The sequence below is a fragment of the Streptomyces sp. NPDC001634 genome, assembly GCF_040298185.1.
Classification (GTDB): domain Bacteria; phylum Actinomycetota; class Actinomycetes; order Streptomycetales; family Streptomycetaceae; genus Streptomyces.
The window spans coordinates 48,665-62,343 of sequence record NZ_JBEOZU010000055.1; the positions used below are offsets into that span (position 1 = coordinate 48,665).

At 68.9% G+C, this 13,679-nt stretch carries 13 protein-coding genes and 1 pseudogene; 7 read left to right on the forward strand and 7 right to left on the reverse strand.

Going from position 1 to position 13,679, the window contains the following annotated elements:
- The coding region (locus ABT186_RS30605; protein ID WP_351927786.1) for a thiamine pyrophosphate-binding protein at positions 1–837 on the forward strand (837 nt) is incomplete at its 5' end.
- On the opposite strand, the gene ABT186_RS30610 is transcribed toward ABT186_RS30605, so the two are convergent.
- A complete protein-coding gene (locus tag ABT186_RS30610) occupies positions 828–1,121 on the reverse strand; it encodes a hypothetical protein (protein WP_351927788.1) in 294 nt (97 codons plus the stop codon). The two genes, ABT186_RS30605 and ABT186_RS30610, sit on opposite strands and share 10 nt — an antisense overlap.
- 497 nt (positions 1,122–1,618) lie before the next feature.
- Positions 1,619–1,849 (reverse strand): hypothetical protein, encoded by a 231-nt coding sequence (locus ABT186_RS30615; RefSeq protein WP_502973364.1) that lies wholly within the window; start codon positions 1,847–1,849, stop codon positions 1,619–1,621.
- A 288-nt stretch (positions 1,850–2,137) separates the two neighbouring features.
- Between ABT186_RS30615 and ABT186_RS30620 the strand changes: the two genes are divergently transcribed.
- Positions 2,138–2,335 (forward strand): hypothetical protein, encoded by a 198-nt coding sequence (locus tag ABT186_RS30620; RefSeq protein WP_351927789.1) that lies wholly within the window; start codon positions 2,138–2,140, stop codon positions 2,333–2,335.
- A gap of 28 nt (positions 2,336–2,363) precedes the next feature.
- A complete protein-coding gene (locus tag ABT186_RS30625) occupies positions 2,364–3,647 on the forward strand; it encodes a PucR family transcriptional regulator (protein ID WP_351927791.1) in 1,284 nt (427 codons plus the stop codon).
- Position 3,648: 1 nt separating this feature from the next.
- On the opposite strand, the gene ABT186_RS30630 is transcribed toward ABT186_RS30625, so the two are convergent.
- The 5 genes from ABT186_RS30630 to ABT186_RS30650 all read right to left on the reverse strand — a co-directional run bounded on the left by ABT186_RS30630 (position 3,649) and on the right by ABT186_RS30650 (position 8,884).
- Entirely contained in the window at positions 3,649–4,596 is a 948-nt protein-coding gene (locus tag ABT186_RS30630) for a 3-hydroxyacyl-CoA dehydrogenase NAD-binding domain-containing protein (RefSeq protein WP_351224940.1), read from the reverse strand.
- Between the two features lie 30 nt (positions 4,597–4,626).
- Positions 4,627–5,364, reverse strand: a complete 738-nt coding sequence (locus ABT186_RS30635) for an acetoacetate decarboxylase (RefSeq protein ID WP_351224938.1) — start codon at positions 5,362–5,364, stop codon at positions 4,627–4,629.
- Positions 5,365–5,464: 100 nt separating this feature from the next.
- The gene (locus ABT186_RS30640) at positions 5,465–6,247 is read right to left on the reverse strand and encodes a crotonase/enoyl-CoA hydratase family protein (RefSeq protein ID WP_351224936.1); all 783 of its coding nucleotides are present in this window, start codon (positions 6,245–6,247) and stop codon (positions 5,465–5,467) included.
- Between the two features lie 53 nt (positions 6,248–6,300).
- A complete protein-coding gene (locus tag ABT186_RS30645; RefSeq protein WP_351224934.1) occupies positions 6,301–7,518 on the reverse strand; it encodes a CaiB/BaiF CoA transferase family protein in 1,218 nt (405 codons plus the stop codon).
- Positions 7,519–7,600: 82 nt separating this feature from the next.
- Positions 7,601–8,884 (reverse strand): acyl-CoA dehydrogenase family protein, encoded by a 1,284-nt coding sequence (locus ABT186_RS30650; RefSeq protein ID WP_351224932.1) that lies wholly within the window; start codon positions 8,882–8,884, stop codon positions 7,601–7,603.
- A gap of 220 nt (positions 8,885–9,104) precedes the next feature.
- On the opposite strand from ABT186_RS30650, the gene ABT186_RS30655 reads away from it, so the two are divergent.
- From ABT186_RS30655 to ABT186_RS30670, 4 genes and pseudogenes are all read left to right on the forward strand, one after another.
- Positions 9,105–9,686, forward strand: coding sequence for a hypothetical protein (locus ABT186_RS30655; RefSeq protein ID WP_351224930.1), 582 nt, complete (start codon positions 9,105–9,107; stop codon positions 9,684–9,686).
- A gap of 379 nt (positions 9,687–10,065) precedes the next feature.
- Entirely contained in the window at positions 10,066–10,392 is a 327-nt protein-coding gene (locus ABT186_RS48070) for a MarR family winged helix-turn-helix transcriptional regulator (protein WP_502973366.1), read from the forward strand.
- A 328-nt stretch (positions 10,393–10,720) separates the two neighbouring features.
- Positions 10,721–11,395, forward strand: a pseudogene (locus ABT186_RS30665) (SpoIIE family protein phosphatase); the annotation flags it as partial.
- 239 nt (positions 11,396–11,634) lie between these two features.
- Positions 11,635–13,614 (forward strand): SpoIIE family protein phosphatase, encoded by a 1,980-nt coding sequence (locus ABT186_RS30670; protein ID WP_351927797.1) that lies wholly within the window; start codon positions 11,635–11,637, stop codon positions 13,612–13,614.
- Positions 13,615–13,679 lie beyond the last annotated feature (65 nt).

A 13,679-nucleotide genomic window follows, 5' to 3' on the forward strand; every position in this document is an offset into this window, starting at 1 on the left:
GGGAATCCCGGGTCGACCGCGCAGACCTCCCCGCTGGAGTCCCCCGCGGACTCCCAGTACTTCATGGCCCCCCTGGTGGCGTCGGCCATCGCGAGGGCCGACGCCTTCGCACAGGTCACGCGCCGCCCGGCGCTGGTCAACCTGCACTCCTCAGCGGGCCTGGGCAACCTCGTCGCCGCCTACCGGGGGAACACCCCGCTCATCGTCACTTCGGGGCAGCAGCACCGGGAACTGCTGATCGGCGAGCCCTACCTGGGCAACCGCGAGGCCACCACGATGCCCCAGCCCTGGGTGAAGTGGTCGTACGAGCCCGCCCGGGCCCAGGACGTCCCCGAAGCCTTCCTGCGCGCCTACGCGGTCGCGCCCCAGCCCCCGACGGGACCGGTCCACCTCTCCATCCCGATGGACGACTGGAACCAGCCCCTGGACGGCTTCACCCGGACACGCACCGTCAGCGAGCGCGTCGCCCCCGACACCGAGCGGCTGCGGCGCTTCGCCGACCGCATCTCCGCGAGCCGCAACCCCGCCCTGGTCTTCGGACCCGAGGTGGACCGCGCCGGCGGCTGGGACTCGGCGGTCGCCCTGGCGGAGAAGCTGCGCGCGGCCGTCTACGGCGCCCCGCTGCTGGACCGCGCCTCCTTCCCCGAGGATCACCCCCTCTTCGGCGGCCCGCTCGGCATGTCGGTGAAGACCATCAGCGACCGGCTGACCGGACACGACCTCGTGATCGTGATCGGCGCCGAGGTCTTCCGGCCTACGCGTCCCCGGCGACTACCTCCCGAAGGCGCCGGCGAGGTCGCCGTGACCATGGCCGGGGAACGCGGCCATCATGCGTAGCGGAACTCCTTCTTCTCCGGCACCTCCGCTTTCTTTTCCTGCGGTGCTTTGCCCTTGCGAGAGGCCGGCTTGTTCGCCGTACCGCGCCGGGTGCCGGTGTTCGTAGGCGTCGATGTTCTGTTGCCGGGCTGCACCGGCCGTTTCTGTGCTCCTCCTTTCGCGTACATCCCGGCGGTGATCTCCAGCGAGTCGAGGCTCCTGTCGTAGTGCGGCCCTTTACCCCAGACTGGAACCGGGGTGTCGTCGACCGCGATGTGACCCTTGGGTCGTTCACGAGTTTTCACTGACCAGCGACGATGCAGCCAGTTGAGCGTGCACTTCCCGGCGACACCAAGATCACTTCCCGGATAGTTGCGGATTCACTCAACCGCGATGGGTGCGCGCCGAGCAAACATGACTGGTCACTCCAGGCGCTGGCGAGGACGCTGCCTGACCACTCAACGTCTGCATCTACGCATCGGGGGAAGGTGCGAGGTCGGTAATCTTTCCGCGCTTCAGCAAGGCGTACCTCTGGCGCTCATGCAGCAACGGCCCGACGTGGACGATGTGCCACAGCAGTGTCCACCCGCTGGCGGCAAGCCGGTCGGCGGCTGACGGCGTTGGGGGCAAAGCGTTCGGCCCGCCTTCAGTCAGTGACAGATCCGTCAGGGTGACAACACCGCTAGTGGGGGTGGATCGTGCAAGGAGGCGGCAACCTTCTGCGTGTCACGCGGTCCGCCGTCCGGCATGGGGTGTGGTGGAGGAAGCGGCCCGCGTACCGCTCACACGGTGCGGCGTACTCCTACATGTGCAGGATGAGCGCGTGCAGGCCGAGGTCCACGTTGCCCGAGGGGACCATGGGGACGGTGGCGGTCGCTGCGGTGATCGGGAAGGCCACCGCCTGGTCCGCGATCCGCTCGGCGCGCTCGCGGGACTGTCCGTTGTGGATGACTACGAAGTGCGTGAGGCTGTCAAACAGGTCCTCACCAGCCACCACGCGGCCGGTCTTCTGGTCGCTGGCCGTTGCCGTCATGCGAATACTCCTCGAGTGTCGCTGCGCTCTGGCACCTACGTCGGCATCGGTCGCCAAGGCATGGCCCAGGACAACCTAGGGGATGGAGGGCCAACCCCCCACGGGCAAGATCATCAAGCGGGAGATCGTTCCTCCGCCCGATCCTGGCGGCCGGTGAAGTACTTCCCGAGCTGCGCCTCGCGGTGCTCAGTGGTCCCCTGAAAGGGGCAGGTTTCCGATCCAGCCTGTCTTGATTCCGTGCCCGGCCCTTCCTCGGAAGCCGCTGTCACAGTCGAAAGGGGCATCTATATGCGCAAGCAGGATGCATCGGTCGGGATGCGGCCGCCGGTGTCCGAACCGGACTACGCGCCCGATCCGGAGGAGGCAGGGGCGACGCAGTACGGGGAGAAGGTCCGCGGTTTCCTCGGTCGGGTCTGCGACGAGCCCCGCAGTGTCATCGACGACAACATCGGCTTCCAGCGCGCGAAGAACGGCAAGACCGGCTGACGCGGAAGGCGAGATGGGGCTCAGCGTCATGGCAGGAGCCACTCCGGAGACCGAGAAGCTGCTGACCGCGGTCGCGGCCGGCATGAGGGCACACCTGTCCGACCTCACCGGCGGCATCTGGGAACAGCTGCTGGCCGAACTCGGACCGCTCAGGGACGGCGGCGGCGCCGGGCTCCTGCAGGCCGGGATGACGGCACATGTCGCCACGCTGCTGGACGTCTTCGAGTACGGCGTGCCGCTGGACACCGTCGAGGGACCCGCGGCGGCCCATGAGTACGCCCGGAGGCTGGCTCAGAGCGGCACTCCCGTCCATGCGCTGATCAGGGCCTACAGACTCGGGCACCGGAGTTTGCTGCAAGCCTGCCTGGCGGAGCTTCACCGGCAGTGCATCGAAGAGGAGGCCTCCGTCGCGGCCACCTCGCGCATGCTGGCGCTGAGCTTCGACTACATCGACCGGGTCACCGAGCAGGTCATCGATGTCTACCAGCGGGAACGGGACCGCTGGCTGCGCAACGAGTGCGCTGGGCGGACGGCGCGCGTGCGGGACATACTCGCCGCGCGCGAGGTCGACCTCGACGGGGCCGAGTCCGCCCTGGGCTACCGGCTGCGCCAGCATCACCTGGGGCTGGTGGCCTGGCTGCCGACCGCGCACGACCGTGCCGGCGTGGCCCGCCTGGACCGGTTCACCAGCGGCTTGGCGGAGCTGCTCGACTGCCCCGCACGGCCCCTGTTCGTAGGCCAGGGCCGGGCGGCGGCCTGGGCGTGGCTGCCGCTGGGCTCACGCGACCGGATCTCCTGGGCACGGCTGTCGAGCACGGTCGAGAACGCCGATCCCTCCGTGCGGGTCTGCGCCGGGAGCGTGGAGCCGGGCATCGAGGGATTCCGCCGCACGCACCGGCAGGCCCTGCGCGTACAGGAGCTCACCGCGCTGGCGAGCCCCGACTGCCATGACTGCCGTGACTGCCGCTGCACGGCCTATGCCCGGGTCGCGCCGATCGCCATGATGAGCGCGAACATCGACGACCTGCGCAGCTGGGTGCGGAGCGTTCTGGGGCCGTTGGCCGACGACGACGAGCACTGCGCGCGGCTACGCGAGACGCTGCGGGTCTTCCTCGACACGGGCTGCAGCTACACCGCCACCGGGAGCAGCCAGATCCTGCACAGGAACACGGTGCAGTACCGCATCCGCAAGGCCGAGGAGGCCATGGGGTACGCGGTCCAGGAACGGCGTACCGATCTGGACGTCGCGTTGCTCGCCGTCGAACACCTGGGCTCGGTGTTGCTGAGGAAGAGCGACACCGAGCACGCGTGACTCATTCGCCGAGGGCGCGCATGACCTTGATCTGCGCCTTGTCCCGCGCGGTCTGCAGCTCCTCGATACTCGCGCCGAAGCGGGCCTGCTCGGAGAGCAACTTCACGGTGGGTTCGTCGAGTTGGGGGGAACCGAGGTCACGCCACTGGGCCTGCAGGGCGGGGCCGAGGTGCTGCAGGAAGGCGGGCAGGCCGCCGGGGCCGCCGCCGAGGTGGAAGCTGCGGAACGGGCCGGCGACCGCCCACCTCAGGCCGATGGAGGACGTGACGATCTCATCCAGCTCTTCCTCGGTCACCACGCCCTGGACAACGAGGTCGATCGCCTCCCGGAAGAGCGCGGCCTGCAGCCGGTTGGCGACGAAACCCGGCACCTCCTTGCGCAGCACGCGCGGCTTCTTGCCGAGCGCCGTGTAGAAGTCGACGGCGCGGCGCACGGCCTCCGGATCGGTCTGCTCGCCACCGACAACCTCCACCAGCGGAACGAGGTGTGGCGGGTTGAAGGGATGGCCGATGACGAGCCGTCCGGGCTGCTGCAGCGCCTCGGCGATGTCGGTGGCGCGGATGCCGGACGTGGAGCTGAGCAGCAACGCCTCGGCGGGAGCGGCACGCTCGATGCGGCTGAACAAGTCCTGTTTGACGTCGAGGCGTTCGGGGCCGTTCTCCTGGACGACGTCCGCGTTCGCGACCGCCCGCTCGAGGTCGGCCTCGAAGCGCAGATCACGGTCGAGGTCGTCGGTGGGCAGGCCGAGCGCGCGCAGGGCGGGGACCGCCTCGTTCAGCTGGGCGCGCACCTGCTTCTCCACGTCGGGGGCCGGGTCACTGATGGTGACGGTCATCCCCTTGGCGAGGAACAGGGCGGTCCACGAGGCGCCGATGACCCCTGCCCCGACGACCGTGACGTTCTGCCAGGGCCCCTCGGCGAAGCTGGGGGCGGCGGAAGTGTCGTTCATGATGGCTCCTCCTGTGGTGCACCGCAGGGCTCACCGGGCGAGGTAGTCGTGGACCACCGCGGGGGGTGGCAGGGTGAGGTCGGTCAGGACGTGGTTCGCGGAGAGGACCTCCAAGACCGGAAGGTCCGCCATGGGCGCCAGGGCGTGCTGAAAGAGCTGCAGCCGGGCCGTGCCGGTCCAGGCCCCTTTGACGGTGATGTCCTCGATCCGGAACCGGACCAGCTCGCAGATGCGCGGCTCGCCGGTGTTTCCGGGGAGCTTCTTCAGCATGAAGGTGGGACAGCAGATCTCTTCGCGCGCACGGTCCACGTCGATCGGAGCGTGCTTGTAACCCATGGTGGCGGTGGCGACCCGCAGTGATCCGTGGTCGAGGGTGCCGACCAGGGTGTCAGAGTCGACAGCCAGGCGCGGAGCGCCGAGCTTCTTGGGGTAGGCGCTGATCTCACGACCGCTGGCGATGGCCGGCAGGCTGTCCACGTACATCGCCAGGACGTACTCGCCGCGCTCCCCCTCGTACTCCACCGCGAGCACCTGGCCGGACTCCGTGTAGTTGCCCAGCCCCGTGGTGTCGGGCATCCGCATGATCTCGAAGCTCACCGTCGGCTCGGCGGCCCGCAGGGGCTCCGGGACGAGGCGTTCCAGCACCTGCGGGTCGGTGCGGTAGGTGATGGTGAAGTACTCACGATCGGTGAAGCGGTACGGGCCGTCCGGGTAGGCCGGAACGTCCAAGGGGGTGGTGAGCCGTTGCGTCACATCCTGGGAGCGCACGTGACCGGGTCCTCTCGTGTCGGGGCACGGCGCCCGGCCGGCGACCCGCGGCGTGGCTGAACCGCCGGGGGATCCGCCGGGGCCCGGCACCAGGCATGGGTCAGCGGCCCTGCCAGTGAGGTGAGCGCTTCTCGGCGAAGGCGCGGGCGCCTTCCTTCGCGTCCATGGAGGCGAGTACGGGGGTGACGTACTGGTCCTGGTCGCGCAGGGCGTCGATGTCGCGGAGGGCCGTCCGCTCGTTGAGGACGCGTTTGACGGCCGTGATGGCGAGGGGGGCGTTCTGCGCGACGCGGTGGGCAAGCTCCAGTGCCTGGGTGAGGGCCTCGCCCGGTTCGGTGAGGTGGTTGACGAGGCCGAGCTGCTCGGCGCGCGCGGCGGGCAGCGGGTCACCGGTGAGCAGGAGCTCCAGGGCGATGTTGCGGGGGATGCGCTCGGGCAGCCGCACCATGCCGCCCTCGGGGGGCACGATGCCGTAGTGGACCTCGGTCTGGCCGAAGGTGGCGTCCCGGGCGGCGACGATCATGTCGCAGGCGAGGGCCATCTCGGTGCCGCCGCCCAGCGCGTAGCCCTCGACTGCGGCGATGAGCGGGGTCTTGATGTCGGTGCGGGTGATGCCGCCGAAGCCCCGTCCTTCGATGACGGGTGTGTCGCCTCTCGCGAAGGCCTTGAGGTCCATACCGGCGCTGAAGACACCGTTGGCACCGGTGAGGATGCCGACCATGAGGTCGTCGCGTGCCTCGAGGTTGTCGATGGCGGCGGCCAGCGCGCGTGCCGTGGCTCCGTCGACGGCGTTGCGGGCGTGGGGCCGGTCGATGGTGATCACGCAGATACCGCCGTCGCGTTCCTCGGTGCGCACCGCTTGGGTTTCCATGGGCTCGGTCATGATGCCGGTTCCCTTCTCTCTCCCCCCTGTGTCGTGTCCGGGTGGCCGTGCGATCAGTCGACCACCTGCGCCCCGCGCAGTTCCGTGATCGCGGCATCGTCGTAGCCGAGTTCGCGCAGCACCGAGTCGGTGTGTTCGCCCAGGTCGGGGGCGGGGCGCGGTGGGACCTTGCGCTCCTGGTCCAGTCGTACGGGGCTGTCGACGGTCAGATGCGGCTCGGCGCTGCCGTCTTCGATGGGGACGAGGATGCGGTTGGCGGTGAGCTGGGGATCGTGGGCGAACTCGTCGATCGTCTGGGCGACGCCGTAGGTGAGCCCGGCTGCGTCGAGCACCTCGCGCCAGTCGGCGAGCGTCCGGGTCGCGAAGGTCTTGTCGAGCAGGATCGCGATCTCGGCCGCGTGGGCGCGGCGGCTCGGGGTGTCGGCATAGTCCGGGTTCCGGGCCGCCTCGGGGTGGCCGATGGCCTGGAGGAACAGGGGGACCTGCTTGTCCTCGTTGGCGAAGGCCAGCAGCAGCCAGCGGTCGTCCGCCGTGCGGTAGGCGTTGGCGAGCGCGTTCGGCGGGTCGGTCCGGTCGGCGGGCCGGGGTGCCTTGCCGCCGACGAGCGCGGCTTGCACCCACATGCTCGCCGCCCAGGCGCCCTCGGCGATCAGCGACGCCGTGACACGGGCGCCCTCGCCGGTCTTCTCCCGCCGGTACAGCGCGGTCATGATGCCGGCGTAGAGGCTGACGGCCGTCGGGTGGTCGCCCGAGCCGAACGCGTTCATGGCGGGCGCCCCGTCGCGCTGGCGCGTGTAGTCCATCAGGCCACTGCGTGCCCAGTACGCGGTCACGTCGAACCCTGGCAGGTGGGCGTCCGGGCCTTCCTCGCCGAAGCCGGTGACATCGCCGTAGATCAGCCGGGGGTTGAGGGGGGCCAGGTCGTCGTAGTCCAGGCCCAGCTTGGACCGGGTGCTCGGCGGGAAGTTGGTCACCAGCACGTCGGCCCATTTCACCAGGCGTTCCAACACGGGCCTGGCACCGGGCGACTTGAGGTTGAGGGCGATGCTGCGCTTGTTGCGGTTGTCGAGCTGCCAGGGGTAATTGATCCCGTCGACGCGGGGGTTGGGTGGGAAATGGCTGAGCGCGCGGTAGGCGTCGCCGGTGCGGGGTGGTTCGACCTTGACGACGTCGGCGCCGAAGTCCCCGAGTATCGTGGCCGCGGCGGGAGCGGCGATGAAGCTGGCGACGTCGACGACGCGCAGCCCCTCCAGCAGGTGCGTGTCCGCCATGACGGATCCTTTCTCGGCAGGGCCCCGGGCGCGACGCCGGTGGCCGCCCCCACGACCGGGGCGTCGCGCGCCGACCGGCGGGTCAGTGGCTCGAGGCCGGCGCCGGCGTCGTCGGCACGAAGGCGTTGTAGCCGGTGATGTCGCGGCCGACGATCAACGCCTGCACGGTGTCGGTGCCCTCGTACGTGTCGATGGCCTCGATGTCGCACGTGTGCCGGGCCACGTGGTAGTCGAGGACGATGCCGTTGCCGCCGAGCATGTCGCGGGCGTCGGAGAGGATGGCCCGTGCCCGCTCGGTGTAGTGCATCTTGGCGAGGGACACCCGCGGCATCGAGTACTTGCCCTCGTCCATCAACTGGGCGAGCCGAAGGTTCATGCACACCATGTCGGTGACGTCCGCCAGCATGCGTGCCAGCCGGTACTGGATGAGCTGGAAGGAGGCCAGCGGCATCCCGAACTGCTTGCGCTCCTTGGCGTATGCGAGCGCGGTCTCGTAGCCCGCGATGGCGGCGCCGACCGACTCCCAGGCCACGCAGTACCGCGAGGCCAGGAGAACCTTCTCGGTGTCCCGGAAGGTGCTGCCGCCGGCCAGTTTGTTCTCGGCCGGCACCCGGACGTCCTTCATGGAGATCTGGGCGTTCTGCACGCATCGCAGCGCCGTCTTGCCCGTGATGGCCTTGGCGTCGAACCCGGGCGTGCCCTTCTCGACCACGTAGCCGCCCACGTGACCGTCGTCCCCACGGGCCCAGATGATCGTGTAGTCGGCGAAGGTGGCGTTGCCGATCCACCGCTTGTAGCCGTTCAGGACGTACGAGTCACCGTCCCGGCGGGCTTCCGTCTGGAGCTTGACCACGTCCGTGCCATGCGCCGGCTCGGTCAGGCCGAAGGCACCGATCTTCTCCATCCGCGCCATCGGGGGCAGGAACCGCTGCTTCTGCTCCTCCGATCCCAGCAGGGCGATGGAGGCCATGGCCAGGGCCGAGTGGACGCCCATGAACGTGGACATGCTCAGGTCACCGCGGGCCAGCTCCATGATCACGATCCCGGCGGTCACATTGTTCATCCCTGGACAGCCGTAGCCGGGGATCTGGAAGCCGGCGATCCCCAGCTCTGCCAGCTTGGGTACCAGCTCGTGCGGGAACTCGGCGCGCTCCCAGTAGGGGTTGATGATCGGGATGACCTCCTGGTCCATGAACTCCCGGACCCTGTGCCTCAGCTGCTGCTGCTCCTCCGTGAGGAGCTCCCCCAACAGGTAGTAGTCGGACTCCTCGGGGCCGCCAAGCACCGGCGGCTGCACGACCTGCCCGTTCCCGGTCGCGCCCACGGCGCCCAGGACGCCCTCGCCCATGCCTTGTGTCGCGCTCATATCCAGCGTTCCTTCCGTGCTGCGGAGGTCGGATCGCGTGTGGTCGCGTCCATGGGGACGACGCTAGAAGCAGGCCACAAGGCGGGCATTAGGCGCAGAGCACCACCTTAAAGTGAAAATTGATACTCGCAGGCTGTTTGTCCTGGTCCAGGCGGCGAGGAATCCGAAGCCGCACGGAAGGCCGAGAACGAACCGACAGCGCGGGCAGTCCTGGCGCGAGGTGGTCCGGCGAGCCCGCGACCTCGGCGAACCCTGGGATGTGGTCGCCGTGGCCATGACCGTGCCGGTGCTGCGCCGGATGCTCGCCCGGCCGGCCCGACCCGCCCATCTGGAGAGCGCCGAGGTCGAGCAGGAGGCCCTGGCTGCCGTCGCCACGGCCCTGCGCACGATGGACCCGGGCGTGGAGCGGCTGGATCGGGAACTGTTCAGCGCCGCCGACCGCGCCGTGCACCGGCTGGTGTACGCAGCACGCCGCCACGCCACCCGAGAAACCGGCGCGAATACCGTTCCGCTCGACCACCTGTGCTCCACGTCCCAGGCGGATCACGGTGAGCCGGTGGACGAGCTGACGGTGCTGGCCCGTGCCGTGCAGGCCCGGGTGCTGGACGTGGCGGAGGCGCGCCTCAGCCCGGCGGTCGGCCGTGACTCCATGCGTTCAGCAATCGAGGAAGCACGGCAGCCACCGACACTGCTGGTCGACAACCTGATCCGCCCGGGCCTTCCCGTCCAGGAGTGTCCGCTCCCAGAAACGTGGGGGCGAGCAGTCTGTGCGACGGCTCGGGCAAAAGAGGAGGCAACCTAGGCTGCACGGGGACGCGAGAACATGGGAACAGCGACCATGACGGGAAGACTGCCGGCACACAGCCACCGCGGGCGCATGATCGCCTTGTAAAACTCCTTCGCAGCAGATGATTGCTTGAGCAATATTGCCCGATGGCCAGGTCCGGCCTCGTCAGGAGTCGAGAACTATGGAGTCACGCGTGGATCCGCCGCCTACCCGGCCGGCCCGGACATCTCGCCGGCGATCCGACCGGGGTGCGGCTCCACCCCCAGGCGCACTGCCTTCGGCGGCACGCAGCGGGCCCCTCAGTCATGCCGTCGTCCGTACCACCCGCCTGCACCGCGCGGTCGCAGGCCACCTGTTGCGCCCCAGCGGTCTCTACCCCAGCCAGGAGCTGCTGATGATGCACCTGTGGGAGAACGGCCCGCAGCCCCAGTTGGAGCTGGTCCGCCTCTTGGGCGCCGAACCCTCCACTGTCACCCGCATGGTCAAACGCCTGGAGCAGGGGGGCTTCGTCCGTCGCAGCCCCTCGCCGACCGACGGCCGGGCCATGACCGTGGAGGCCACTACGGCCAGCCAGGGTCTGCGTCGCCAGGTTGAGAACGCCTGGCAGGAACTGGAGCAGACCACCTTCGACGGCTTCACCGACGCCGAGCGCGAGACGCTCGCCGCGCTGCTCCGTAAGGCGGAGGACAACCTCACGCGTGCCCTCAACGCCTGGGCTTGAGGCGCGAAGACGTAAGTAGTGATTGCCGAGGATCCGCCGGGTACTGGAGCCGCACGTGAGTTGACGGCCCGCCATGTGATGGCGGATCCCGCTTCGCCGCAGGTGGAGTTATCTCCGTACGCCCTTGTTCCAAGGTGCGTGGCGCGACGCTTCGGCGGCTCAAGGGTGCACCCGTTTCTCTGGTGATGTGCACCCTCCGCCTGGCCCAGTCGGGGTAGCACTGGCACTCGGCCCCTGCGCTCGCCGACCCTCACGGCACCCATGGCTCCCGTTCCCCTGGATGCCCGACGACGTCGAACCGGAGTGGATCGAGTGATCCGGCGGGGCGATGCCAAGCCCCCCGCCCGCGATCATCGACCCGCACGGCAAGGTCGACTTCCCGGACCTGCCCACCGGAAGGCCGCTTGGTGTCGGGATGGGGGTCCCTTTCGAAGCGGCCGAGCCGGAACCGCCCGAGGGAGGCCGGCTTGCTCTGTACACCGACCGTCTGATCGAGAGTCGCGACCACGACACCGACGCCGGCATGAAGCACCTGGGCGCCGCCCTGGCACACCCCGACCGGTCCCTGGAAGACCTCTGCTCCTCGGTGATCGAGACATTGCCGACCCGGTCACCGCGCGACGCCGTGACATCGCTCGTCGTCCGGACCCATCCGCTGAGCCCGAGCCAGACCACGTGCTGGGAACTGCCCAGCGACCCGGCCGTAGTCCGCCGCGCCCGCACCTTGGTCACCCGACGGCTGAACCAGTGGGGACTGGATCGTCTGGAGGTGTCCACCCAACTGATCATCAGCGAACTGGTCACCAACGCCCTCCGCCACGCCGCAGTCCCGATCCGCCTCCGCCTGATCCGGCACCAGGTCCTGACCTGCAAAGTGTCCGACACCAGCAACACCCTCCCCCGGCTGCGCCACGCCTGCCCCAACGACGAAGGCGGCCGCGGTCTCTACATCGTCGCGCAGCACTGTCGGCGCCATGCAGCCAGGTGCTTGGCCCGCGGCGGCAAAACAGTGTGGGCCGAACTAGAACTGGACACCGATGCCGTCGGCGAACTGCCGTTTGACCTCGCGGCGCTCGGCCACAAGGTGGTCGGCGCACAGCCACACCGACCACACCCGCTCCGGCGGCACGTGGCGGCCGACCTCCAGCTCGTAGAACGCGCACAAACTCCTTTACCGAGACATCACGCCAAAATGCGCGACTATGGGGGAAGAGGCTTTTTTGGCATGCCAGGGAGCCACAGATGGACGCCTCGGACGAACTACTCCGAAGGGCTGACCCGGCGGCTCTGCTGACGCTGGACGGTGTCATCTACGGTCTCAACGCTGCGATGGTCGCGGCGCTGGGCAGGCCGGCGGAGCAGTGTCTGGGACATGACTTCGGTGATCTGTGGCCTGCAAACCAGCGGAGTTTGGCCAAGAGTTTCGTGGTCCACGCCGCCAGGACGAAGACGGTCGCGATGCGGGTGCTGGACTTCCCCGGGCGGGGCGGAGCACCCATTGCCTGCTTGATCGAGGCGCGGCAAGTTAAGGATCCCGCAAGTGACAAGCAGCTGGTCTGGGTGCACGCACTGGATGCGCGAAATGACCTGGCCAGCCTGCTGATCCCGTTCAGAATGGCCACCACGGCCGCCCACCTCGGCCTGTGGATGTACTCACCCTACGAGCACCAGTTGGAGTGGCTCGGTGGCGCACCCGCCCTGGCGGCCCTCTTTCCGGATCCCGCTGTGTCGCTTTCCAGAGTGATATCGGCAGTGCACCCTGACGACCAGGAAGCCTTCCGGCAGCTCCTGCGCTCGCCCTCCACCCAGCAGTCCCCCTGGGTGAGGTTTCGGTACCTCGCCCAGCACGAGGGCTGGCACCAACTGACCGTCCAGACCCGTCGGATCCAGTTGGGGTATGGCGGCCCCGAGCGGATCTTCGGGGTGGTCCGCGACGACACCAAGCAGGAGAAGCGCAAGAAGGAGGCGCAGGCCGCGTTGGCTGCCGAGCGACAGCGCGCCAAAGACACCGCCGACTTCTCCTCCGCCTTGATCACCGCGGCCACGGAGCAGGAACTGCGGCAGGTCGTTCTGACCCGGCTCACCGCGACCTTTGGCGCCAGCGGCGCCCTGCTCGCACTCGTCGACGAAGGCCGCCTGCGCGTCTCCACCGATGCCGGGATAACCATGTGGGAGGTCGACGTCCTGCACGGCATGCCGCTGGACCATCCCAGCCCGCTGCCCGAGGCGATCCGCACCGGCAAACCGAAGTTCATCGTCGACCGGAAGGACTACCTCCACCGCTGGCCACACGCGGTCGAATTTCCACACCTGGGCCGACTCGGCTCCGACTACGCCTTCACGATCGCCCCCCTCATCGAGGCCGGCAATCAACCCCTTGGGGGATGGCTGGTGACCTACGGCAGCGGACACCGGCCCTCCTTGGACGATATGACCCTCATGGGTACTTTGGCTGACCTGGCAGGCCAGGCACTGAGGCGCATCAGGTTGCAACAGGCACGAGTCGAGCTGGCCACGGCGCTGCAGCAGACCATGCTCCCCACGCTGCCCGAGCATCTCCCCGGCCTGGAGGTCGCCGCCCGCTACCGTCCCAGCCGTGACGGGTTGGACATCGGCGGAGACTGGTACGACGCCTTCGTGATGCCCGACGGCGCGGTCGCCCTGGAGATCGGTGACGCCCAAGGCCACGACGTGGACGCTGCCGCTTTCATGGGACAAGTGCGCTCGTTTATGCGTGGTATCTCCGCCCGCGAGACGCACCCGGGAGCCGTGTTGACGGGCACCAACGAGCTGCTCGTCACGATGGGTGCGGCACGATTCGCCAGCTGCACCATGCTGCATCTCAACCCGCCCGACGGACGGGTCAACGGTGCCAGCGCCGGGCACGTTCCGGTGCTGTACGCGCACAAGGACGGCAGCTACAGCATTCACGAGCTGCCGGGCGGGCCGGTCCTGGGGGTCGTGCCCGACACCGACTACCGCGACGAGACCTTCACCCTGGACGAGGGCAGTGCGCTGGTCCTGGTCACCGACGGCGTGGTCGAAGGACCGGGCCTCCCGTTGGAAGCCGGACTGGAGCGAGCCGGAACACTGGCCGCCGAAGCCCTCCACGATGGACTGAACGCCGAGGCGACCGCCGACCGCATCCTCGACGCAGCGGTCGCAGTGGACCACCTCGACGACGTGGCCGTACTAGTAGGGCTTGGTCAGCTTCATTCGTGAGTGGCGTGTCTGTTGGGCTCGGGTGTCGTTGTGGTGGTGTGACACCTGGGGAGATGGCCGAGGTC